At 71.8% G+C, this 21,479-nt stretch carries 21 protein-coding genes and 1 pseudogene; 14 read left to right on the top strand and 8 right to left on the bottom strand.

Annotated elements, in window-relative coordinates; all coding sequences use genetic code 11:
• Positions 1-195 precede the first annotated feature (195 nt).
• The 3 genes from RPX00_RS37655 to RPX00_RS37645 form a co-directional block, all read right to left on the bottom strand.
• Positions 196-780, bottom strand: coding sequence for a hypothetical protein (locus RPX00_RS37655; protein ID WP_406632643.1), 585 nt, complete (start codon positions 778-780; stop codon positions 196-198).
• On the bottom strand, positions 777-1,172 hold the full coding sequence (locus tag RPX00_RS37650; RefSeq protein ID WP_406632642.1) for a DUF302 domain-containing protein: 396 nt from the start codon (positions 1,170-1,172) through the stop codon (positions 777-779). Before RPX00_RS37650 ends, RPX00_RS37655 begins: the two co-directional genes overlap by 4 nt.
• 124 nt (positions 1,173-1,296) lie before the next feature.
• Positions 1,297-1,824, bottom strand: coding sequence for a DUF6292 family protein (locus RPX00_RS37645; RefSeq protein WP_406632640.1), 528 nt, complete (start codon positions 1,822-1,824; stop codon positions 1,297-1,299).
• 141 nt (positions 1,825-1,965) lie between these two features.
• On the opposite strand from RPX00_RS37645, the gene RPX00_RS37640 reads away from it, so the two are divergent.
• Positions 1,966-2,964 (top strand): zinc-binding alcohol dehydrogenase family protein, encoded by a 999-nt coding sequence (locus tag RPX00_RS37640; RefSeq protein WP_406643225.1) that lies wholly within the window; start codon positions 1,966-1,968, stop codon positions 2,962-2,964.
• A 68-nt stretch (positions 2,965-3,032) separates the two neighbouring features.
• On the opposite strand, the gene RPX00_RS37635 is transcribed toward RPX00_RS37640, so the two are convergent.
• Complete coding sequence (locus tag RPX00_RS37635) at positions 3,033-3,623, bottom strand: hypothetical protein (protein ID WP_406632638.1); 591 nt, start codon at positions 3,621-3,623, stop codon at positions 3,033-3,035.
• 259 nt (positions 3,624-3,882) lie between these two features.
• Between RPX00_RS37635 and RPX00_RS37630 the strand changes: the two genes are divergently transcribed.
• From RPX00_RS37630 to RPX00_RS37600, 7 genes and pseudogenes are all read left to right on the top strand, one after another.
• Positions 3,883-4,515, top strand: coding sequence for a CBS domain-containing protein (locus tag RPX00_RS37630; RefSeq protein WP_406632636.1), 633 nt, complete (start codon positions 3,883-3,885; stop codon positions 4,513-4,515).
• 5 nt (positions 4,516-4,520) lie between these two features.
• A pseudogene (locus tag RPX00_RS37625) lies at positions 4,521-4,929 on the top strand (hypothetical protein).
• Positions 4,930-5,014: 85 nt separating this feature from the next.
• Complete coding sequence (locus RPX00_RS37620) at positions 5,015-5,587, top strand: HPP family protein (RefSeq protein WP_406632633.1); 573 nt, start codon at positions 5,015-5,017, stop codon at positions 5,585-5,587.
• Positions 5,588-5,620: 33 nt separating this feature from the next.
• Positions 5,621-5,896, top strand: a complete 276-nt coding sequence (locus tag RPX00_RS37615) for a DUF1918 domain-containing protein (RefSeq protein ID WP_406632631.1) — start codon at positions 5,621-5,623, stop codon at positions 5,894-5,896.
• 44 nt (positions 5,897-5,940) lie between these two features.
• Complete coding sequence (locus RPX00_RS37610; protein WP_406632629.1) at positions 5,941-6,546, top strand: HPP family protein; 606 nt, start codon at positions 5,941-5,943, stop codon at positions 6,544-6,546.
• The gene (locus RPX00_RS37605) at positions 6,543-7,439 is read left to right on the top strand and encodes a universal stress protein (RefSeq protein WP_406632628.1); all 897 of its coding nucleotides are present in this window, start codon (positions 6,543-6,545) and stop codon (positions 7,437-7,439) included. The genes RPX00_RS37610 and RPX00_RS37605 overlap by 4 nt, the downstream gene beginning before the upstream one ends.
• The gene (locus RPX00_RS37600; RefSeq protein ID WP_406632626.1) at positions 7,436-9,796 is read left to right on the top strand and encodes a phosphoketolase; all 2,361 of its coding nucleotides are present in this window, start codon (positions 7,436-7,438) and stop codon (positions 9,794-9,796) included. The genes RPX00_RS37605 and RPX00_RS37600 overlap by 4 nt, the downstream gene beginning before the upstream one ends.
• A gap of 84 nt (positions 9,797-9,880) precedes the next feature.
• Here RPX00_RS37600 and RPX00_RS37595 read toward each other — a convergent pair whose 3' ends face one another.
• Positions 9,881-10,348: a universal stress protein gene (locus RPX00_RS37595; RefSeq protein ID WP_406632624.1), complete on the bottom strand. Its 468-nt coding sequence runs from the start codon at positions 10,346-10,348 to the stop codon at positions 9,881-9,883.
• 193 nt (positions 10,349-10,541) lie between these two features.
• On the opposite strand from RPX00_RS37595, the gene RPX00_RS37590 reads away from it, so the two are divergent.
• Together RPX00_RS37590 and RPX00_RS37585 are read left to right on the top strand one after the other, a co-directional pair.
• Entirely contained in the window at positions 10,542-11,522 is a 981-nt protein-coding gene (locus tag RPX00_RS37590) for an Acg family FMN-binding oxidoreductase (protein ID WP_406632622.1), read from the top strand.
• 100 nt (positions 11,523-11,622) lie between these two features.
• On the top strand, positions 11,623-12,609 hold the full coding sequence (locus tag RPX00_RS37585; protein WP_406632620.1) for an Acg family FMN-binding oxidoreductase: 987 nt from the start codon (positions 11,623-11,625) through the stop codon (positions 12,607-12,609).
• A 4-nt stretch (positions 12,610-12,613) separates the two neighbouring features.
• On the opposite strand, the gene RPX00_RS37580 is transcribed toward RPX00_RS37585, so the two are convergent.
• Both RPX00_RS37580 and RPX00_RS37575 read right to left on the bottom strand, forming a co-directional pair.
• Entirely contained in the window at positions 12,614-13,015 is a 402-nt protein-coding gene (locus tag RPX00_RS37580) for an HPP family protein (RefSeq protein WP_406632618.1), read from the bottom strand.
• A gap of 217 nt (positions 13,016-13,232) precedes the next feature.
• Positions 13,233-14,075 (bottom strand): NAD(P)H nitroreductase, encoded by an 843-nt coding sequence (locus tag RPX00_RS37575; RefSeq protein ID WP_406632616.1) that lies wholly within the window; start codon positions 14,073-14,075, stop codon positions 13,233-13,235.
• A gap of 304 nt (positions 14,076-14,379) precedes the next feature.
• Between RPX00_RS37575 and RPX00_RS37570 the strand changes: the two genes are divergently transcribed.
• From RPX00_RS37570 to RPX00_RS37555, 4 genes are all read left to right on the top strand, one after another.
• Complete coding sequence (locus RPX00_RS37570; protein WP_406632614.1) at positions 14,380-14,826, top strand: CBS domain-containing protein; 447 nt, start codon at positions 14,380-14,382, stop codon at positions 14,824-14,826.
• Positions 14,827-14,842: 16 nt separating this feature from the next.
• Complete coding sequence (locus RPX00_RS37565; RefSeq protein WP_406632612.1) at positions 14,843-16,132, top strand: ArsB/NhaD family transporter; 1,290 nt, start codon at positions 14,843-14,845, stop codon at positions 16,130-16,132.
• 524 nt (positions 16,133-16,656) lie between these two features.
• Positions 16,657-18,414: a chloride channel protein gene (locus tag RPX00_RS37560; RefSeq protein WP_406632610.1), complete on the top strand. Its 1,758-nt coding sequence runs from the start codon at positions 16,657-16,659 to the stop codon at positions 18,412-18,414.
• A 29-nt stretch (positions 18,415-18,443) separates the two neighbouring features.
• Positions 18,444-20,126: a hypothetical protein gene (locus tag RPX00_RS37555; RefSeq protein ID WP_406632608.1), complete on the top strand. Its 1,683-nt coding sequence runs from the start codon at positions 18,444-18,446 to the stop codon at positions 20,124-20,126.
• 1 nt (position 20,127) lies between these two features.
• On the opposite strand, the gene RPX00_RS37550 is transcribed toward RPX00_RS37555, so the two are convergent.
• Positions 20,128-21,474, bottom strand: coding sequence for a sensor histidine kinase (locus tag RPX00_RS37550; protein WP_406632606.1), 1,347 nt, complete (start codon positions 21,472-21,474; stop codon positions 20,128-20,130).
• Positions 21,475-21,479 lie beyond the last annotated feature (5 nt).

Here is a 21,479-nt window from a genome sequence, read left to right as displayed (position 1 = left end):
CGACGATACCCCTGTGGGTATGCACTCACGAGCGGCGCTTGCGCCACGGCCACGAGCGCGGCGGCCGCGGTTCGGCGGGATGTCCGGGGCACCACTGTTCGGCGGGGACGGCCGCTTTCACTTGAGCGACATGGTTGCCGCAGCCGGCCCAGGTGGTTTTGCCGCACGTGCGGCACGGGGTGGGACGGCACATGGTCATCCTTCCGGGATAGTCGGTGCGCCGGCGCGAGGACGGCGGAGTTCGGCGAACGCGGGGACGGCCGCGGCCGCGCGCAGGGCGTCGAGCAGAGCGCGTCCGTCAGCCGGGGCGGGCAGTTCGGTCAGCACCGGACCGAAGAAAGCCTGGCCGTCGATCTCGGTGATCGGGCTGCCGCCGGTTTCGCCGAGCGCGTCCTGGCTCGCCTGGTGCGCGCGGTGCATCGCTGGGTCCGCGTCCGCCGAATCCGCTTGGCTGGCAAGGTGTTCCGGGAGCCCCGCGTCACGCAGGGCCGCGCGGAGCAGCGCGCTGCCGAACGGTTGCCGCTGCTCGTGAATGCGACGGGCGAGCGCGACCTGGAACCGGGCTGCTGCCGCCGGATCCTCGATCGCGGCGAGGACGCGGCCCGCGTGCCTTGAGTCCTCGACGCGCTGCCGATGCGACTCCGGCACGGTGTTTCCCTCGTTGAGCACGGCGAGGCTCATCGGCCGCACCGAGAAATCCGTTTCCGCTCCGTCGAGCCAGCGGTAGGCGAGCCAGGCGAACGGGCAGACCGGATCCCCGTAGAGGACCACGCCGGTCATGTCAGCTCCCGGTCGAGCGCGTCGAGTGCGGACTCCAGCCGTTCGGCGGCTTCCGCGGCGACGTCCGCCGCGGGGACGACCTCGGCCATGACGGCGGGATTGATCGCCTCGACGATCGTGCCCCCGGACCCGTTCTCGCGGACGACTACGTTGCAGGGCAACAGCAATCCGATCTCTCTCGTCGCGGTCAGCGCACGGTGGGCGAGCGGCGGATTGCACGCGCCGAGGATGGTGTAGCGCTCCATCGGCTCGTCCAGCTTCTCGCGCATCGTCGCCTGCACGTCGATCTCGGTCAGCACGCCGAAACCGGCGGTCCCGAGCGCGGTTCGCGTCTTGGCCATCACGTCGTCGAAACCCGCGCCTGGGTAGGTGCGGGACAGGCTCAGCGTCACGGCGGCTCCTTTCCTCGGGCTCCACGATACCCCCGGGGGCATTGCACATGCCCCCGGGGGTATCTGTCAAACAAGCGGAACGGAGCCGCCCGTCCTTAGTCCGGCGGCGGAATGGCGGCGATCTTCAGTGGCCGAGCGGAGCCGGGGGAGTCCGGTAGCCGAGGAGACAGGCGATCAGGTCGGCTCGATCACGGCTCAGGTCCGGCGGGGCGGGCGGGGGAGCGGGCTGGGTCCGGGCTCGCACCGCGCGGACGAACTCCCGGACCCGGTCCGGGGACGGCAGCAGTTCGCCGCCGAGAGAGGCGATGACGAGGAGGTCCTCGCCGGAGTGGGTTTCGATCGCGAACGACCAGCCGTGGCGTTCGTCCCACACCAGCGCGGTGTCGCGTCCGGGATGGGCGGCGAGCTGCCCGTCGAGGGCGAGGTAGGCCGAAACCGGCCCGTCGAGGTCCATCGTGCGGGACTCCGGGCCGACGGCGGCCGCGGCGCTCACCGCGTCGAGGTAGGCGCTCATTCCGCAGAGCAGGCGGTATTCGTCGTCGGTGGTCAACGGCTGGCGGGCCATCGATTCTCGCTTCTGCTGCCGCACACGACGGCGGGAAGGTTCGGCGCGAGCCGGTTCGCCCGGTTCGCCGCGCGGGGGAGCAGCCATAGTGCCACTCTGCGAAACGGCGGTGCCCGGCGAGAAGAGCCGAACGTCCCCGGCGGGCGGGACCTGCGGACGTCGTTCGGCGCCGGGCGGGCCGACATCCTGGACCGGTCCGGGACGAGAGGAGTCGCGATGACGGCGGAAATGCGGGCCTGGCGGGTGCGCGCGCCCGGTCCGATGGCGAGCGGGCCGCTGGTGCTCGAACGCGGGCCGGTCCCGGAGCCGGGGGACGGCGAACTGCTCGTGCGGGTGCGCGTGTGCGGGGTGTGCCGCACGGATCTGCACGTCGCGGAAGGGGATCTTCCGGTGCACCGGGTGGGAGTGGTGCCGGGCCACGAGGTCGTCGGCGAGGTGGTCGCGCCGCGTGCGGGCGGATTCGCGGCCGGGGACCGGGTCGGGATCGCCTGGTTGCGCGGCACCTGCGGCGTCTGCCGCTATTGCCGGGCTGGCAAGGAGAACCTGTGCCCGGAATCGAGGTACACCGGCTGGGACGCCGACGGCGGCTACGCGGAGTACGCCGTCGTCCCGGCGGCGTTCGCGCACCGGTTGCCCGACGGGTACTCCGACGAGGAGCTGGCACCTTTGCTGTGCGCGGGCGTGATCGGCTACCGCGCGTTGAAACGCGCCGAGGTGCCCGACGGCGGACGGCTCGGCATCTACGGCTTCGGCGGCAGCGCGCACCTTGCCGCGCAAGTCGCGCTCGCGCGCGGGGCGACGGTGCACGTGCTGACTCGCAGCCCCGAGGCGCGGAAGCTGGCGCTCGAACTCGGCGCCGCTTCCGCGGGCGACGCGGCCGAGCCTCCGCCGGAACCGCTGGACTCGGCGATCCTCTTCGCTCCGGTCGGCGAACTGGTGCCGGTCGCGCTGGCGGCGCTGGACCGCGGCGGCACGCTCTCGATCGCGGGCATCCATCTCTCGGACATCCCGGTGCTGGATTACCAGCGGCATCTGTTCCAGGAACGGCAAGTCCGCAGCGTCACCGCGAACACGCGGGCGGACGCGCGGGAGTTCCTGGAGTTCGCGGGAGCGCACCGGCTGCGGGTGCGGACGATGTCGTATCCGTTGTCCGCGGCGGCGGACGCACTGACCGACCTGGCGGAGGACCGGGTCACCGGAGCCGCCGTCCTGCACGCGGACTCGTGAGTGACCCATGTCGTACGACGTGGGCATGATGTTGGCCAGCAGCGCCGATTCGTTGTACACGAGTGCCTTCAGCGCAGCCAGGTGCGGTGTCCGATGAGGGCGGCCCAGCGGCGGCCGATGCCCCAGGTGTCGCCGGCGCAGGTGGCGGCGAGTGCGATGAGGACGAGGGCGTAGACGAGGTGGTAGTCGAGGATCGGGTTGGTCGAGTGGGTGGGCGCTCCGGCGCCGGTGGTGCGGGCGGGCGGCCATTCGGCGGCCCACATGAGCACGAGCAGGACAGTGCCGGAGACGGCGGCGATGCGCAGTCCGGCGCCGGCGATCAGGGCGAGTCCGATGGCGAGGAGGCTGAGCATGAACAGCCAGTCGGCCCACCAGGTTCCGGCCCAGGCGTGGAACATCGGGGCGAGCGGGCCGGCGTCGGCCTTGCTGAGGAATCCGTAGGTGGGTGAGCCGCCGTGGAGCCAGGCCCCCGAAGCGGGGGTGGCGTAGCCGAGGCCGAAGAGTTTGTCGGCGAAGGGCCACAGGAACAGCAGTCCGGCGGCGATCCGCAGGACGGCGAGCGACCGCGCGCCGTAGCCGGGTCGCGGCGAGTCCGTTTCGGTGCGGTGTGCGGGAATCCGTGCCGCGGTGGGCTTGTCGTGCTCGTGTTTCACGGACATGAAGGGCCTCCATTCGTCTCTGCCAGCGAGTCTGGCCCGCTGGTACCGGAGGTTCTGGAGCCGAAGGTCCCCGTCGCGCGGGCCGTTGGCCGCTCAGTCTCACGACATGCAGGTGCGGAACGGCGCGCTGAGGACGTTGGTCCCTCTCCCCGATGACTCCGGACCGGCGTGTCCGAGCGGCCTCATTGCCTATTTTCGAGGCAGTACAAGGAAACGGACTTGATCGCCGCGCCGGACAGCGGCCCGCTACGGAGGAACAATGAACACGACCCCGGTCTCCGCGGTGATGACTGCCCGCCCGGTCCGCGTGCGCACCGAGACGCCGGTGAAGGAAATCGCCGCGATGCTGGCGAGAGAAGGGATCAGCGCGGTCGCGGTGGTCGACCACACCGGGTCGCTCGTCGGCGTAGTGTCCGAAAAGGACTTGCTGCCGTTGGTGGAGGCCCGCCGTTTCCGGTGGTGGCACCGGAAGGAGGCGCGGAAGGCCCACGGACGGAGCGCACGCGCCGTCATGACGAGCCCGGCGGTGACCGTCTCGGCCGAGGAGCCGGTGTCCGCGGCCGCGGCCAAGCTGGAGAAAACCGGCCTGCGGCGGTTGTTCGTGGTGGCGGACGGGCGTCCGGTGGGAGTCGTCGCCAGGCGGGACGTGCTCAGCGTGCTGACCCGCCCGGACTCCGAGATCGAACGCGACGTGGTGACCGGCGTGCTGTACGAGACGCTGCACCTCGGCCCGGACCGGGCGCGCGCGATGGTGCACGCGGGCGTGGTGACTGTCGCGGGCCGGGTGGAGCGGCGCAGCGAGATCGCCCCGGTCACCCGCCTGATCGAAGCCGTCCCCGGCGTGGTCGCGGTCAGCAACGGACTCGACTACGTGTGGGACGACGTCGCCTGACGCGGATGGGCGCGAACGGACGGCTGCCCAGGGCGGTCTACGAGGCGGAACTGGCCCGCCTCCAGATCGAACTGGTGAAGGACCCGCTCCGCCGCTGGAAACTGTCCACAGTGGACCTTGAATCGGTGCCGAGGTGGGACGACTACTCGCGGGCCAAGGACGACATTGCACACCGACACCCCGGACTCCCCGTGGTACGTCGTGGACGGCGACGAGAAACGCCGCGGCAGGCTGAACATGATCGCGCACCTGCTCGCCAGCGTTCCCTACCGCGAGATCCCGCCCCCGCCGGTGAAGCTGCCGCCCCGCTCGCCCGGCACCGGCTACGCGCGGACCGACCGGCGCTTGCTGCGCGAGGTGCCCGACCACGCGGCGACGCTGGCGAAGAACACGCCGCTTTCGTCCCGACGGTAAGGGACTTCGGGCTCTGCCCGGCGCCCGTTCCGGTGCGCGACCGTGGACACGGGCCGCCAGTCCGTCGAGGAACGAGGTGAAAGCCGTGCGAGCACGGGACATCATGACCAGGCCGGTGGTCCGGGTCGGGCCGGGAACGCCGGTCCGCGAAGCCATCGCGCTGCTGACCGAGCACTGTGTCGCGGCGCTGCCGGTGGTCGACGACGGCAACCGGGTCGTCGGCATCTTCACCGAGGCGGACGCGCTGGCCGGCGTGCTGACCGGCGAGCCGGTCGCCGCGGATCTGCGGGTGGACGCCGTGATGACCAAGTCCGTCGACACCGTCGGCCTCGACGCCGACGGCAGCGACATCGCGGCCCGGATGCTCCTCGACCGGCTGCGCAGCGTGCCGGTGGTCGACGAGGGCGGCCTCGCCGGGATCGTGAGCCGCCGAGATCTGCTGGCCCCGCTGGTCCGCCGCGACGACGCCATCGCCTCGCGGCTGCGCGTGCTGCTGAGCGACTATGCCGGGCACCGGGACCGGTGGGACGTGACCGTCGTCGGCGGGACGGTGACCGTCCGCGGCGCCTTCGCCGACGAGGCCGAGCGCCGTCTCGTCACGGCCCTCGCCCGGACCATCGAGGGCGTGCTCGCCGTCGAGCTTCGCGCTCCGCGGTGATTGCCGCGGAGCATCAGGACCCGAGGAGGAGAAATGCACGCACAGCCCGGCGACTGGCTGGTGGTGAAGGGCGTCCGGGTGGATCTCCCGGAGCAGCGCGGCCGGATCGTCGCGGCCGGCGGCCCCGGCGGCGCCCCGCCGTTCACGGTGCGCTGGCTCGCCGACGACCGCGTCTCGACGATTTTCCCCGGACCGGACGCGATCGTGCTCACCGAAGCCGAGATGGCCGAACAGGACGAGCACGAACGCGAACGGTTCGAGCGGCTGCGCGCGCTGCGGCGGGCCGGGAGAGCCGTGGTCGACGGTTGAGCCCGCTCCTATTTTCGAGGCAGCACAAGGAAAGGACGGACCTGATGCGCGCACGCGATCTGATGTCCGCGCCGGTGGAGACGGTGCGTCCGTGGACGCCGGCGAAGGAAGCGGCCGAGATTCTGTCCGAGCACGGTTTCACCGCGCTGCCGGTGGTGGACGACGACGACCGGCTGATCGGCATCGTCACCGAGGCGGACCTGATCCGCGACCGGATCCCGGCGGACGCCCGGTCGGAGCACCGGCAGCCGCACGCGGTCGAGGCGACCGTTGGGGCGGTGATGACCTCGCCGGCCACCGCGATGTCCTCCGGTACCGACGTGGCCGATCTGTGCCAGGCGCTGGCGGACGAGCGGATCCGGGCGATGCCGATCGTGGACGGCGGCCGGGTGATCGGGATCGTCACGCGCGGCGACGTGGTGCGGATGCTGGCCCGCGAAGACTCCGCGATCGCCGCGGACGTCCGGCACCGGCTGGAGATTTACGGCGGCACGGGCCGCTGGAAGGTCGAGGTGCACGACGGGGTCGTGCGGATCGTCGACCTTTTCGACGACACAACGGATCGCCACGTCGCGACGCTGCTGGCGCTCGCGGTGCCCGGCGTGGTCGGAGCGGACACCGTGTCCGCGGAACAGGAGGTGGGGAGATGACTGATCAGACCCGGACGGTGCTCGTCGGAGTCGACGGTTCGGAGGCGTCGGCGGACGCGGTCCGCTGGGCCGCGCGGCTTGCCTCGGAACGCGATCTCGAATTGGAACTCGTGCATTGCCTGCAGTTGGCCGGGCTCGTGTACGGCGGCGGTCTCGCCGGCAGCGCGGTGCTTTTCGAAGGCATCCGAGAGGGCGGCGAGCGCATCGTGGCCGAGGCGCGTGAACTGGCGCTTTCGGTCGACGCCTCGCTGGAAATCGACAGCGAAGTGCTGACCGATTCGGCAGCGGCCCTGCTGATCGCCCGCTCTCACAGATCCCGGATGGTCGTGCTCGGCCGCACCGGGACCGGTGGTTTCACCGGCATGCTGGTGGGCGCGACGACCTCGGCGGTGGTGAGCCACGCCGGCTGCCCGGTGGCGGTGGTGCGCGGGAGGCACGGCGACGGCCCGGTGCCGCAGGACGGGCCGGTGGCGGTCGGGGTCGACGGCAGCCCGAACAGCGAGGCGGCGATCGCGGCGGCGTTCGAGGAAGCCAGTTTCCGGCGGGTCCCGCTCGTCGCGGCGCACGCCTGGGCCGATGTGGTCTACGACTCGGCCGAGGGCATGGCGCGGCTCATGCCGCAGTGGGAAACGCTGCAGCCGACCGAGGAACGGCTCCTGGCGCAGCGGCTCGCGGGCTGGCAGGAGAAATACCCCGACGTCGAGGTGCGGCGGAAGCTGGTCCGGGACCGGCCGCGGCACGTGCTGCTCGCCGAGTCCGATCGCGCCCAGCTGCTGGTCGTCGGCAGCCGAGGACGCGGCGGGTTCGCCGGGATGCTGCTCGGATCGACCAGCCAGGCACTGGTCCACCACGCGTCGTGCCCGGTGCTCGTGGTGCGGGAGCCGAAGCGGTGACCGCGACGGAGACTCCCGTCGGCACCCTCACCGAGCAGGAACTCGCCCAGATCGACGCCCAGTGGCGCGCCGCGAACTACCTCGCCGCGGGCCAGATCTACCTGATGGGCAACCCGCTGCTGCGGGAACCGCTGGAGCCGGGGCAGATCAAGCCCCGGCTCCTCGGGCACTGGGGCACCTCGCCCGGCCTGAACTTCGTGTACGCGCACCTCAACCGCGCGATCCTGGCGCACGGCCTCGACGCGATGTTCGTGACCGGGCCGGGGCACGGCGGCCCGGCGCTGCTGGCGAGCACCTGGCTCGAGGGCAGCTATTCCGAGGCGTGGCCGGAGGTTTCGCGGGACTCCGAGGGGATGGACCGGCTGTTCCGGCAGTTCTCGTTCCCCGGCGGCGTGCCGAGCCACGTGTCCCCGCACGTGCCGGGGTCGATCCACGAGGGCGGCGAACTGGGGTACTCGCTCGCGCACGCGTTCGGCGCCGCGTTCGACAACCCCGGCCTGCTCGTCGCGTGCGTCGTCGGCGACGGCGAGGCGGAGACCGGTCCGCTGGCGACGAGCTGGCAGGCCACCCGGTTCCTCGACCCCCGCCGCGACGGGGCGGTGCTGCCGATCCTGCACCTGAACGGCTACAAGATCGCCAATCCGACGGTGCTGTCCCGGATCCCGCCGTCCGAATTGGACTCGCTGCTGCGCGGCGCGGGCTGGGCTCCGGTGCATGTCGAAGGCGACGAGCCGCGGGCGATGCACCAGGCGATGGCCGCCGCGCTGGACACGGTGGTCGCGGACCTGGCCGTGCTCCGCCGCGACGGCGCGGGGCAGTGGCCGATGATCGTGCTCCGGTCGCCGAAGGGCTGGACCGGACCGGCCACAGTGGACGGTCAGCAGGTCGAAGGCACCTGGCGGGCGCACCAGGTTCCGCTGACCAGAGTGCGCGAGGACCCGGCGCACCTGCGGCAGCTGGAGAACTGGCTGCGCTCCTACCGTCCGGAGGAGCTGTTCGACTCGGCCGGCCGCCCGACCGCGGCGGTCACCGCCCTGATCCCCGACGGCGTGCGAAGGATGGGCGCGAACCCGCACGCGAACGGCGGCGTGCTGCTGCGCCCGCTCTCGCTGCCGCCGGTCGCCGACCACGCGACGGAGGTCCAGGCGGCGGGGGAGAGCACCTCGGAACCGACCCGGGCGCTGGGCCGGTTCCTGCGGGAAGTGTTCCGCCGCAACGCCGACCGGGCGAACTTCCGGCTGTTCGGCCCGGACGAAACCGCGTCGAACCGGCTCGACGCGGTGTACGACGTGACCGCGAAGACCTGGGAGCTGCCGTCCGCCCCTCCGGACGACCGTCTCGCGCCGGACGGCCGCGTCATGGAAGTGCTCTCGGAACACCTGTGCCAGGGCTGGTTGGAGGGCTACCTGCTCAGCGGCAGGCACGGACTGTTCTCCTGCTACGAGGCGTTCGCGCACATCGTGGACTCGATGGTGAACCAGCACATCAAATGGCTGCGCGTGCACCGCGAGATCCCGTGGCGGCGGCCGGTGGCGTCGCTGAACTACCTGCTCACCTCGCACGTCTGGCGACAGGACCACAACGGTTTCTCCCACCAGGACCCGGGTTTCGTCGACCACGTGGCGAACAAGGCCCCGGAGGTCGTGCGGGTGTACTTCCCGCCGGACGCCAACACCCTCCTGGAGGTGGCCGCGCACTGCCTGCGCAGCCGGGACCTGGTGAACGTGGTGGTCGCGGGCAAGAACGAGACGCCGGACTGGCTGGACGCGGAAGAAGCCGCGCTGCACTGCGCACGCGGACTGGGCATCTGGGAATGGGCGAGCACGCACGCGGACCGGGAGCCGGACGTCGTGCTCGCCTGCGCGGGCGACGCGCCCACGCTGGAAGTCCTTGCCGCGGCGGCGATCCTGCGCACGGAACTGCCCGAGCTGGCGGTCCGCGTGGTGAACGTCGTGGACCTGATGCGGCTGCAGCCCGAGACGGAGCATCCGCACGGACTGAGCGACTGGGAGTTCGACGCGCTGTTCACCCCGGACCGTCCGGTGATCTTCGCCTATCACGGCTACCCGTGGCTGATCCACCGGCTGGCCTACCGCCGGACGAACCACGCCGGGCTGCACGTGCGCGGCTACACCGAGCACGGCACCACGACCACGCCGTTCGACATGCTGGTGCGCAACCGGATGGACCGGTTCCAGCTGGTGATCGACGTACTGGACCGGGTGCCCGGGCTGCTCGCCGCGACCGGGCCGCTGCGCCAGCGGATGACCAGGACGCGGGAACGGCACCGCCACTGGATCACCGCGCACGGCGAGGATCTGCCGGAGGTGCGGGAGTGGCGGTGGCCGGGCCGGTGACGGCCGGTCCAGCGGGCACGCGCAACCGTCGTTGTCGAGTGCCCGAGGAGATCGGCGGGGCGGTTTTCGGGGCGGCTGGCGGGGTCACCCAGCCGCGGCGGCAGCCAGCCGCTCCGCCGCTTCCGGCGTGACAGCGACCACCGGGCAGCGCGAATACCGCACGCATTCCCGCGACACGCTGCCCAGCATCAGCTGCCGCGTCAGCCCGGCGCCGTGCGCGCCGACGACGAGCAGGTCCGCGTCGGCGGACGCGGCCACCAGTTCCGTCGCGGGGTCGCCCTGCGGGGTGGCGACCGAAACGTCCGGGGCGTCTGGGAACTCGCGCCGGATTCTCGCGATGCGCTCGTTCGGCAGGCAACACCGGTCCGGACGGCGGCCGTGCGGCTGGAACGCGAACGACGTGCCGGGAAGCAGCGTGTCCGCGGGGCGCACCACGACGGCGAGCACGCGGTCGCCGGGTTGCGCGGCGACGCCGAGCACCCAGCGCAGGGCGGCGTCGCCCGGCGGCGAGCCGTCGACGCCGACGACGATGAGACGGTCGGAGAAGGTCATTTTCGTGCCTCTTTCTTCAGGTTCCGGCCGATAGTGCGGCAGCATCCGGGCCGCTGGACAGGGCCGTAGGTCATCGCTGCGGACAGGGACGTCCGCAACGCGCGCGATGACTTTCGGCCCCAGCCCCGCGCGCCCGCGGACGACCAGCATGGAAGGGACCGGGACGACGGATCCCGGCTTCAGGAGCGACCACATGAAGACCTCGGCACCCGCCGAACTGGCCCCCGCGGAAACCGCGACCCTCGCCCGCGCGGTCAGCCGGGCCCCGTCGGTGCACAACAGTCAGCCCTGGCGGCTGCACGTGCGCGGACCCGACGTCGACCTCGTCGAACGCACCGACGTCGTCCTGCCCCGGCACGATCCGGAGGGCCGGGACCGGCTGCTCTCGTGCGGAGCCGCGCTCGCGAACCTCCAGCTCGCCGCGCGAGCGCTCCGCCGCGACATCACCACCTCGTTCCCCGAGCACGGCGACGTGGCGGCGACTGTCCACACGCGACCGGGCGAGGCCCCGGCCCAGGCGGACCTGGCGCGCTACCACGCGATCGGCCGCCGCCGGAGCTACCGCCGGGAGTTCGCACCGGAACGCGTGGACGACCTCGCCCAGTTGCTCGACACCGTCGAAGAACCGTCGGTGCACGCCGTGGCACCGGCTTGCGTCGGCGTCCTCGCGGAGATGCTCGGCTTCGCGACCCGGGTGTTCCGTGCCGACGCGGCCTACCAGCGCGAGCTGGAAACCTGGACCGCGCACACCTTCGGCCGCTACGCGCTGGGAGCCGTCGACGGCGTTCCGGAAGCCTCCTTCGGCAACGAACCGTTGCCCGCCGCCGGTCTCGTCCGGCGGACGACTCCGGTGCCGGACGACGTCCGGCTGGCCGAACGGCTCGCGGCGGAAACCCTCGTGGTGTTCTGCACCGAGGACGACACGAGACGGGCGCACCTCGACGCGGGCGTGGCGCTCCAGCGGATGTGGCTGGAGGCGACCGCGCGCGGCCTGGCCGGTTCCGTCCTCACCCAGCCGCTGCACCTGACCGGATTCCGGGAGCACCTCGCGCGGCGGCTCGGGCTTCCCGGGCTGCCGCAGGCGATCTTCCGGTGCGGGCACCCGGTTTCGGCGGCCCCGCCGTCGCCCCGGCTGCCGCTGGGCGAACTGCTCGCCCCCGGCCGCCCGGAATGAACCGGGGCCGTTGGTCCCTCGAATTCGGGACAGGTTCCGCTACTTCGGCGGGCCGCGGCGAACGACGCTCGATGCAACGCCCCCTCACCCGGAGACTGCGATGAACGGATTCCTGCCCCTTGTCGTCGACCAAGCGCTCGCGGCCGCCGTGCGCGCTCCGTCCCCGCAGAACACGCAGCCGTGGCGGTTCGTCGTCGACGGCTCCCGGATCGAGGTGTGGCTGGACCGGGACCGCGTGCTGGCGGTCGCCGACCCGGCCGCGCGCGAGGCGCGGCTTTCCTGCGGAGCGGCGGTGGGCAACCTGACGCTCGCCCTGCGGGTCAACGGGGTGCGCAGCCGGGTGCGGATCCTCCCGGACCCGGCCGAGCACGACCTGCTCGCGGTGGTCTCGATCGAGGGCAACACCCGTCCGTCCACTTTGGACCGCCGGCTCGCTGAAGCGATCTACCGGCGCCACACCAACCGGCGTCCCCTGTCCGACCGGGAGGTGCCGGCCTCCGCGCGGGCGCGCCTGCGCTCGGCCGCGCTCGGCGAGGGCGGGCAGCTCGAATTCCTGGACGCTTCGAGCCGGTACGCGCAGGTGTCCGCGCTGGTCCGCCGCGCGGAGACGGAACAGGCCACGGACCCGGATTTCCTGGCGGAAGCGGTGAAGTGGACGGGCCGCTCCGCGGACTGCCCGGACGGCGTTCCGACGAGCGCGTTCGGGCCGCCCGCCGACGTCCCCGGCGTCGTGTCGCTGCGCTCGGCGCACGAGAACCAGTCGATCCCGCCGCGCCCGTTCGAACAGGATCCGGTGCTGGCCGCGGTGCTGACCCGCGACCAGGGCGCGGCGGCCGACGTGCGCGGCGGGATGATCATGGAACGCGTCCTGCTGACCGCGACCGCCGAAGGCCTCGCGACGTCGTTCCTGTCCCAGCCGTTCGAAGCCCGGTCCACCCGGGCACGACTGCTCGCGGCGTTCCGCGACCTGGGGCAGGTGCACACGTTGCTGCGCATCGGATACGGGCTGCCCACGCGGATGACCGCCCGGCGGCCCGCCCCGGAAGTCACGACGGTGCGCAGCGCGCCGGAGGTCCCGGCGCTGTGACCGGTCACGACGTTCCGGGGTGAGCCCGGAGCACGTCCTGGAAAGTGACCATGCCGACGAGGATCCCGTCGTCGAGCACCGGCAGCGAGCGGACCCCGGCCTCGGCCATGCGGCCGGCCAGCTCGCTCACCTCCAGGCCCGCCGCCGCGGCCATGCCCGGCGTGCGCATGACGCTCCCGGCGGTGCGGTGCCCGCCGAGGATCACTCCGTCGTCCGGCCCCGCTTCGCCGGGGGTTCCCGCGCGGAGCACGTCCTCCTCGTTCAGCAGTCCCAGCAGGCGTCCCCGCCCGTCGACGACCGGCAGGGCGGTGAAACCGTGCCGGGTCATGAGCTGGGAGGCCTCCGCCAGCGAGGCCGACGGCGTCACCGCGATCACCGGGGTGGTCATGATGTCGCGCACGTGCATGGATGTCTCCGTTCGTCACGGCCTGCTCCGACGATCACTCGCGGAACCTCCGCGCGCCAAGGGTCTTTGGTCCCCGCCGCCGGGCGGGCCCGGCTCCTCTGTGGACAGCGCCGTTCCCCGGCGATTCTGGCGGCTGAACCAGTCCGGCACGGCGGAATGCGCGAGAGAGGAATATGCCGGGAACGCCGAACAGCGGACCCATCCGTGACCGAGGGCCTCAGGACGGCTGGTGCACCCTCGCGGCTTCCAGCGGCTCCAGCACGTCGTCCACGGAATACCGCGGGGTCGCGGGCAGCGGGTCGGCGTTGGCCGGTGCCCAGCCGATGCACAGGACCAGCTGCGGAAACGCGCCCGGGGAAACCCGCTCCTCGACCGTACGGCGGACGTCGGGCAGTTCGAGCGGTTCGGTGAGCGGGCAGCTGGCGAGGCCGAACCGAGTAGCGGTCAGCAGGGCGGCGCTGGTGGCTTCTCCGGCGCGGAGCCGGGACATGCGGTCGTCGGACGCCGTGCCCAGGACCAGCAGCACAGTTTCGTCGTCCTCGACGGCCGCGCTGCGGGCTTCCTCGATCGCCCCGGCCAAGTAGCACCGCTCGGCGTCTTCGGCTTCGCACAGCACGACGCCTTCGTCCGCGACGGCTTCGGCGATGTTTTCGAGATGTCCGCGAGGCACGCGCCAGGAGCTGTGCCGCCGTCGATCGGTGCGGCGGAGGGGAATCGCGGCGGCGAGCGCGACCTCGTCGAGGGTGGGCTCGTGCCGGTGGAGTTCGACGGCCGCGAGGTGGTCGGGTTCGGCCGGGTCGGGCAGCCGGTGCGCCTCGGCATGCCAGCCGAGCGCGGCGAAGGCGATGCGGAGGTGGTGCAGCGCCGCTCCGCAGCTGATCACCCGATCCCGCCTGTCCGAACCGGTCTCGGCCGGGTGCCGCGACGAGTCGGCGAAGAGGTGCAACGACCGGTAGCCGACCGCGAAGCGCCAGGGCTGGAAGTTGTGCGCCGACGGAGCGCGGACGGCCATTCCGACGGCAGTGGTGACAGTGGAGGCGGCGGGGAGTCCGCGTTCCATGGCGACCTTCTTCGTCTCGTCCGATGCTGGCGTCGACCCTGACAGCCGCTTGGTTGCCTGGACAGGGCCGGAATTCCCCGGACCACAGGACTTTGGCCGTCGCCCCAGTTTGCCCCGGGGCGATCTTTGCGGCATCTTTACGCGTGGAGTGCCGGGAAGTCTGGTCGGCCCGCTCGTGCCCAGCCGGGCGACGAGCCGGACCGCCAACCCCGAGGAGCCCCGATGACCCTGGTGCCGCCGTCAGGCGTGCGGAAAGAAATCGCGAGGTCCGGCGATCCGGTCGCACACGCCGTAGCCTGGGGGCATGCACGCAGCGGAGCTGGCCGAGGAGTTTCCGGTCGTCGACCTCGACTCGGACGCGCTGGCGGCCGCGCGGATGCTGGCCGAGCACCGGCTGCCCGGGCTGGTGGTGACGGACGCGTCCGGGTGCCCGCATTCGGTGCTGCCCGCCTCGGACGTCGTGCAGTTCCTGGTGCCGCCCTATGTCCGCGACGATCCGTCGCTCGCCGGGGTGCTCAGCGAATCGACGGCCGACCGCGTCGCGGACAAGCTCGGCGGGCGGACGGTGCGCGAACTGCTGCCCGCCGAACCGCGCGAATTGCCGAGGGTGGACGCCGACGACACGATCGTGGAGGTCGCGGCGACGATGTCCCGGCTGCGCTGTCCGCTCGTGGCGGTCATGCGGGACCGGACGCTGCTCGGCGTGGTGTCCGCGTCGCGGCTGCTGGAGCTGGCTCTGACGCCTCGCTGACCTTGGCGGCCGGCTGGTGAGCACGGTCATCGCGGTCGTCGTGTTCGTGGTGGCCTACGTCTTCATCGCGACCGAGAAGATCCCGAAGATGACCGCGGCGCTGGCCGGGGCGGGCGTCGTGCTCGCGACCGGCGTCAGCGGTTCGGCCGACGCGTTCTTCTCCGAGGACACCGGCGTCGACTGGAACGTGCTGTTCCTGCTGCTCGGCATGATGATCATCGTCGGGATCCTGCGCCGCACCGGCGTGTTCGAGTTCGTCGCGATCTGGGCGGCCAAGCGCGCCAAGGGATCCCCGCTGCGGATCATGCTGCTGCTGGCGCTGATCACCGCGGTCGCCTCGGCGTTCCTGGACAACGTCACGACGGTGCTGCTGATCGCGCCGGTGACGCTGCTGGTGTGCGACCGGCTCGACATCAGCCCCGCGCCGTTCCTGATCGCCGAGGTCCTCGCGTCGAACATCGGCGGCACCGCGACCCTGATCGGCGATCCGCCGAACATCATCATCGGCAGCCGCGCGGGGTTGTCGTTCAACGACTTCCTGCTCAATCTGACGCCGATCGTGGCCATCGAACTCGTCGTGCTGGCGCTCGTGCTGCCGTGGCTGTTCCGCGGCTCGTTCACCGTCGATCCGCAGCGGGTCGCCGACGTCATGGCGCTCAAGGAACGCGAGGCGATCCGGCAGCCGAAGCTGCTGATCAAATCCGGCGTCGTGCTGCTGCTGGTGTTCGCCGGCTTCGTACTGCATTCGGTGGTGCACCTGGACCCGTCGGTGGTCGCGCTCCTCGGCGCGGGCCTGCTGGTGCTGGTTTCGGGCACGCAGCCGAAGCAGTACCTGGACGGCGTCGAATGGGAAACCCTGCTGTTCTTCGCGGGGCTGTTCATCATGATCGGGGCGCTGGTCAAGACCGGCGTGATCGACTGGCTGGCGAAGCTCGCCGCGGGTGCCACCGGCGGGAACGCGCTGCTGGCGGTGTTCCTGATCCTCGGCGTGTCCGCGCTGCTGTCCGGCGTGATCGACAACATCCCGTACGTGGCCACGATGAGCCCGCTCGTGCTGGCGCTGACCAACGACATCCCCGATCCCGCGCACTCGGAGGCGCTGTGGTGGTCGCTGGCGCTCGGCGCGGACTTCGGCGGCAACATGACCGCGGTCGGGGCCAGTGCCAACGTCGTCGTGCTGGGCATCGCGGCCCGGTCCGGTACGCCGATCTCGTTCTGGGAGTTCACGAAGAAGGGCGCGGTCGTCACGCTGATCACTGTGCTGGTTGCTGCGCCGTATCTGTGGTTGCGCTACTTCGTGTTCTGAGCCGCGGGTCGCTTTGCTGGACGGCAGGGACGTCGGTGAGGGAATCAGGGACCGATGCCTGGGACTTAAGGCGGCCCTGCGGGTGTATTGGGAGCGGCTCTGCCCAGGTCGAGAAAGCCGAGCTGACTACCGACGGCCGGGCCGTGCGGGAGCGCGGTGTGCGGTCTGTGAGGGACGCCTTGAGGGAATCTGGTTCCCTCAAGGCGTCCCTCACAGACCCACGAACACGGTCATCCGGGAATCAATCGGGCATTTCCCCTAGGTTGGCGTCCCGTGTGGACAGTCAGCAGGCGGAGGCATCCCGGCTGAAGTCCCTGGACTGGGAATCAGGGTTTCCCCTCGCAGGCGACCCAGCCCCGCGGCGGACGAGCCTCAACGGGGCACCGCATAGCGCCGCTTTAAGTCCCTGGCAGAGGAATCTTCGCCCGCGAGGGGCCCTTCACGGACCTCTGCGGGAGTGGAACCGGTAGGGGTGTGAGCGATCCCGCAACACTATCCCTGGCCAACTGTTGCATACTGCACCGATGTCTTCGGGGAAACGCGGGATCGTCGTGCCAGTGCGGCAGCCGATCGGCCGGTGGGTGCGGGAGAGCCGAGCCGGGCTAGTCGGTTTGGCGGTACTGATCGGGGCGGGCGCAGGGCTGGGCGCGGTCGTATTCCGCTGGCTGATCACGTCCTTCACGCACCTGTTCTCCGGGCACCAGGACTACTCGGCGGCCGGGCGGGCAGCGCATCCGTGGTTCCCGGCGCTGGGGCCGTGGTTCCTGCTGCTGGCCCCGGTGGTGGCAGGCCTGGTGTACGGGCCGCTGGTGCACCGGTTCGCTCCTGAGGCGCGGGGACACGGGGTGCCGGAGGTGATGTACGCCGTCGCCGAGCGGGGCGGGCGGATTCCGGTGCAGGTGAGCGTGGTCAAGGCGCTGGCGTCGGCGTTGACGATCGGCTCCGGCGGTTCGGTCGGCCGGGAGGGGCCGATCGTCCAGATCGGGTCCGCGCTGGGGTCGGCGCTGGGCCGGACGGCGCGGCTGCCCGAATCGCGGCTGCGGGTGCTGGTGGCGTGCGGCGCGGCGGGCGGGATCGCGGCGACGTTCAACGCGCCGCTGGCCGGTCCGTTCTTCGCGATGGAGCTGATCCTGCGCGATTTCGCCGCCGAGTCGTTCGGGGCGGTGGTGCTCGCGAGCGTGACGGCGAGCGTGGTCGGCCGGGCGGTGCTGGGGAACGCGCCGTTCCTGGACCTGCCGCCGTTCACGTTGCGCAGTCCGGTGGAGTACCTGCTGTTCGTGGTGCTGGGCCTGGTGGTCGGCGCGTGCGGGGTGCTGTTCACCCGGGCGCTGTACTGGATCGAGGACCTGTGCGACCGCCTGTGGCGCGGCCCGGAGTGGCTGCGCCCGGCCGTCGGCGGGCTCTTCCTCGGCGGGCTGCTGCTGGTGCTGCCGCAGATGTACGGGGTGGGCTACCCGGTGCTGCAGAACGCGGTCGAGGGGAAGTACGTCCTCGGGTTCCTGCTGGTGCTGCTGCTCGGGAAGATCGTGGCGACCAGCTTGACGATCGGGATCGGCGGCTCGGGCGGGGTGTTCGCGCCGTCGCTGTTCATCGGCGCGATGGCGGGGACGGCGTTCGGGATCGGGGTGCACGCGTGGCTGCCGTCGATGACCGCGTCGCCGGGCGTGTACGGGCTGATCGGCATGGGAGCGGCGTTCGCGGGCGCGGCGCGGGCCCCGATCACGGCGGTGATCGTGCTCTTCGAACTGACCGGGCAGTACACGGTGATCCTGCCGATGCTGACCGCCATCGTGATCGCGACCGCCGTGAGCCGCGCACTGAGCCGGGACACGATCTACACGCTCAAGCTCCGCCGCCGCGGCATCGATCTGGACAAACACCCGTCCGCACGCCGGATCGAGGGTACGAAGGTCTCCGCAGTGACCGAACCGCTGCCGGAGCCGCTGCGCGAGGACCTGCCGCTGGAACTGGCGGCGCACGCACTCGCGCTGTCCGGCCACGGAATCCTGCCGGTAGTAGACGAGGACGGCCGGTATCAGGGCTGCGCCACCGCCCGCGCGGTCGCTGAGGCGGTGGCTGAGGACCACGAAGGCCGGGTCGGGGACCTCGCCGAGCTGCCGCCGCTCGTGACGAGCGATTCGACGCTCGCGGACGCGCTGGACGCCCTCGCCCAGGCTCCGGGGACCGGGCTTCCGGTGTTGACCGGGGCCGATGAGCTGACCGGGTGGATCACGCATCAGTCGGTGCTGACCGCGCTGGAACCTGCCGCAACGGGGAGGTGAGATCGCGGCGGCCGTGAAATCCTCAGCGCGTGACGATGGAGGAACTCGCCGACGCGGCGCGCACTGGCCGTGAACTCGACCTGACCGGCGGCGAACCGCTCGACGCGGCCGTTCTCGTCGAACTGCTCGCCGCCGACCCGCCGCCGCGTGCGGTCCGGCTGCGGGGCGTCCGGATCGTCGGCGAGCTGGACCTCGGTGCGATGACGATCGACTGCCCGCTGGCGCTGGAGCAGTGCGTCTTCACCGGCGCGGTCCGCCTCACCGAAACGGAGGCGAAGTCGATCGGCCTGCGCGGGAGCCAGGTCGGCTACCTCCGCGCGGACAACGTCCGGACCACCGGGTTTCTCGACCTCGCCGAGATCGAGGTCGCCCGCGCGGTGAACCTCAGCGGCGCGCGCATCGGCCGGGACCTGTACCTGACCCGCGCGCGGCTCCGCCAGCTCGAGAAGACCGCCCTGCTGGCCATGGGAATCGAGGTCGGCGGCAACCTGCATGCCCGCGACCTGACCGCTGAGGGTGCCCTGATCCTCACCGACACGACGATCGGCGGGCACTTCGACATCTCCGGCGCGAGTGTGCGCAACCCCGGCGGCAAAGCCCTGACCGCGGACAACCTCCAGGTGGGGACCTCCCTGCTCGGCGAAGGGCTTTCCGCGGCCGGGGCGGTTTTCCTCAGCGGGGCGCGGCTCGGCGGGAACCTGGTCTTCGACGACGCGCGACTGTCCAATCCGGACGGTTTCGCGCTCTCGGCGGACCAGGTTTCCGTGGCGCACGACGTTTCCTTCCGGAACGGGTTCTCGTCCGACGGCCCGCTCCGGCTGATCCAGGCCCGGATCGGCGGCCGGGTGGTGTTCGACGGATCCGTGACGACCCGGCAGCATCCCGCGTTCGTCGGAGACGGCATCCACGTCGAGGGCGACCTGGAGTTCCGCCGGGATTTCACGACCGACGGCCAAATCCACCTGGTGGACGGCCGGATCGGGCACAAACTCCGGTTCGTGGGGACGAGTTCGGTGCCCGCCGGCGGGGCGGCCTTCCAGCTCAACTCCGTGCAGGCCGGCAGCCTGGAACTGCTGGCCGCGGAGCCGGTGCACGGCCAGGTCGACCTGGTGCGCGCCCGGGTGAACGAGCTGTTCGACGCTCCGGAGAGCTGGCCGTCCGCGCCGGGGCTGGCCGGGTTCGAGTACCAGACCCTCCGCAACGAGAACGTGAGCGTGCGGCAACGCCTGTCGTGGCTGCGCAGCGACGGATTCGGATACTCCCCGGCCGGCTACGACCAGCTGGCCGCCGCTTACCGCCGGGCCGGGCGGGTGGAAGCCGCGCGCCGGGTGCAAGTGGCCAAGCAGTGGCGGAGGCGCCGGGTCCTGAACCCGCTGGGCAAGCTCTGGAACTGGTTGCTGTACCTGACTGTCGGCTACGGCTACCGCACCTGGCTGGCCGGTCTGTGGCTAGTGCTGCTGGTCTCGTTCGGGACCTCGCTGTTCGGCGGCGCCTACCGGTCGGACATGCGGGCGTCGGCTCCCTCCGGGCCCGCGTTCCAGCCCGTCGCGTACTCGCTCGACGTGCTCATCCCGATCGTGGACCTCGGCCAGAAGAAGTCGTGGTACCCGCAAGGCCCCGCGCAGGTGTGGTCGTGGGTCTTCACCGGCGCGGGCTGGGTGCTGACCACTGCGGTCGTCGCCGGGTTGACCAACGCGTTGAAGCGGGACTGAGTCACTCGCGTGCCCGGGGGAGTTCGACCACGAACCGCGCCCCGCCGCCTGGTCGTTCCTCCGCCCACACCCGGCCGTCGTGGCGGCGCACGTGTTCGGCGACGATCGCCAGTCCGAGGCCGGTTCCCGAGTCCGGGTCCCGCCGTCCGGCGTGGAGGCCGCGGGAGAACCGCTCGAAAATGCGTTCCCGGAGTTCGGCCGGGACCCCGTCACCGGCGTCGTCGACCTCCAGCCGGACGACGCCGTCTCGGGCGTAGGCGGCCACCCGGACCGCGCCGCCGCCGTAGCGTTCCGCGTTGTCGAGGAGGTTGGCCAGGACCCGGTCGAGGCGGCGGCGGTCGGCGGCCACCAGCAGGGGTTCCGTGCCGACCTCCACGGCGGGACGCGGGGCGGGGCTGCTCGCGACGCCGCTGCGCACGAGCGGGGCGAGGTCGACCAGTTCGCGTTCCTCGCCGTTGTCCGCCTGGTCGACTGCCGAGATCTCCAGCAGGTCGAGCACCATGCCGCGGAACCGGTGCAGCTCGGCCAGCAGGAGCTGCAAGGCTTTCTGCGCGGGCGGGGGCATGGCGTCGCGGCGGCGGTCGAGCACTTCGGCGACCGACGTCATCGTGGTGAGCGGCGAGCGGAGTTCGTGGCTGACGTCGGCGGCGAACCGGGCGTCGCGGCGGACGCGTTGCTCCAGTGCGTCCGCCGTGGAGTTGAAGGTCGCGGCGAGCGGGGCGAGGTCCGGGCCGGATTGTTCGGGCAGCCGGGCGCTGAGGTCGCCGCGCGCGATCCGGGCGGCGGTCTCGGTGAACGCGGCGAGCGGCCGGAGCGCGCGCCGGGCCGCCCACGCGCCCAGCGCGACCCCGAACAGGCCGCACGCCACCGTGCCGGAGAACAGGATCATGCGCAGGTTCCGGAAGGTCCGTTCGAGCCCGAGCAGCGGATGCAGTTCGACGTAGAATCCGTTCGGGACGGCAAGTGGTTGTGCGACAGCGAGAACCGGGATTCCGTCGGCGGTGAAGCGCTCGTGCGCGGGCGCGCCCGCGCGGGCCTTGTCGAGCAAACCGGGCGGGAGCGCCTCGGGCCCGACCGGGCGGCCGGCGGTGCGCCAGCCACCGGGCAGGGACACGAGGATCGTCGAATGCGGTCCGGCGGCGAGTGCGCTCAGCAGTTCGTCGAGGTCCGCGGGCTGGTCGCGGATCTCATTGTCGACCAGCCGTGCGTTGACCCGGGAATGGCGGTCGGCGCTCTGCTGGCGCTGGTTGAGCAGGTACCCGGTGGCCAGGTGCCAGGTCGCCGCGCACAGCGCGCTGACGACCACCACCAGCCCGAGCCCGAACGCCGCGGAAACCCGCCAGCGCAAGGGAA

Source organism: Amycolatopsis sp. WGS_07, assembly GCF_045278895.1.
GTDB lineage: Bacteria > Actinomycetota > Actinomycetes > Mycobacteriales > Pseudonocardiaceae > Amycolatopsis.
The sequence above is the reverse complement of the archived record's forward strand: the minus strand, read 5'-3'. Positions and strand labels throughout refer to the sequence as shown.

Bases quoted from the DNA above. Each gene is read 5' to 3' on its own strand.
- RPX00_RS37645 (WP_406632640.1), bottom strand. From the start codon at position 1,824: ATGGCTGCTCCCCCGCGCGGCGAACCGGGCGAACCGGCTCGCGCCGAA.
- RPX00_RS37560 (WP_406632610.1), top strand. From the start codon at position 16,657: ATGTCTTCGGGGAAACGCGGGATCGTCGTGCCAGTGCGGCAGCCGATC.
- RPX00_RS37570 (WP_406632614.1), top strand. From the start codon at position 14,380: ATGCACGCAGCGGAGCTGGCCGAGGAGTTTCCGGTCGTCGACCTCGAC.
- RPX00_RS37655 (WP_406632643.1), bottom strand. From the start codon at position 780: ATGACCGGCGTGGTCCTCTACGGGGATCCGGTCTGCCCGTTCGCCTGG.
- RPX00_RS37590 (WP_406632622.1), top strand. From the start codon at position 10,542: ATGAAGACCTCGGCACCCGCCGAACTGGCCCCCGCGGAAACCGCGACC.
- RPX00_RS37635 (WP_406632638.1), bottom strand. From the start codon at position 3,623: ATGTCCGTGAAACACGAGCACGACAAGCCCACCGCGGCACGGATTCCC.
- RPX00_RS37610 (WP_406632629.1), top strand. From the start codon at position 5,941: ATGCGCGCACGCGATCTGATGTCCGCGCCGGTGGAGACGGTGCGTCCG.
- RPX00_RS37615 (WP_406632631.1), top strand. From the start codon at position 5,621: ATGCACGCACAGCCCGGCGACTGGCTGGTGGTGAAGGGCGTCCGGGTG.
- RPX00_RS37630 (WP_406632636.1), top strand. From the start codon at position 3,883: ATGAACACGACCCCGGTCTCCGCGGTGATGACTGCCCGCCCGGTCCGC.
- RPX00_RS37580 (WP_406632618.1), bottom strand. From the start codon at position 13,015: ATGCACGTGCGCGACATCATGACCACCCCGGTGATCGCGGTGACGCCG.
- RPX00_RS37585 (WP_406632620.1), top strand. From the start codon at position 11,623: ATGAACGGATTCCTGCCCCTTGTCGTCGACCAAGCGCTCGCGGCCGCC.
- RPX00_RS37605 (WP_406632628.1), top strand. From the start codon at position 6,543: ATGACTGATCAGACCCGGACGGTGCTCGTCGGAGTCGACGGTTCGGAG.
- RPX00_RS37640 (WP_406643225.1), top strand. From the start codon at position 1,966: ATGCGGGCCTGGCGGGTGCGCGCGCCCGGTCCGATGGCGAGCGGGCCG.
- RPX00_RS37575 (WP_406632616.1), bottom strand. From the start codon at position 14,075: ATGGAACGCGGACTCCCCGCCGCCTCCACTGTCACCACTGCCGTCGGA.
- RPX00_RS37595 (WP_406632624.1), bottom strand. From the start codon at position 10,348: ATGACCTTCTCCGACCGTCTCATCGTCGTCGGCGTCGACGGCTCGCCG.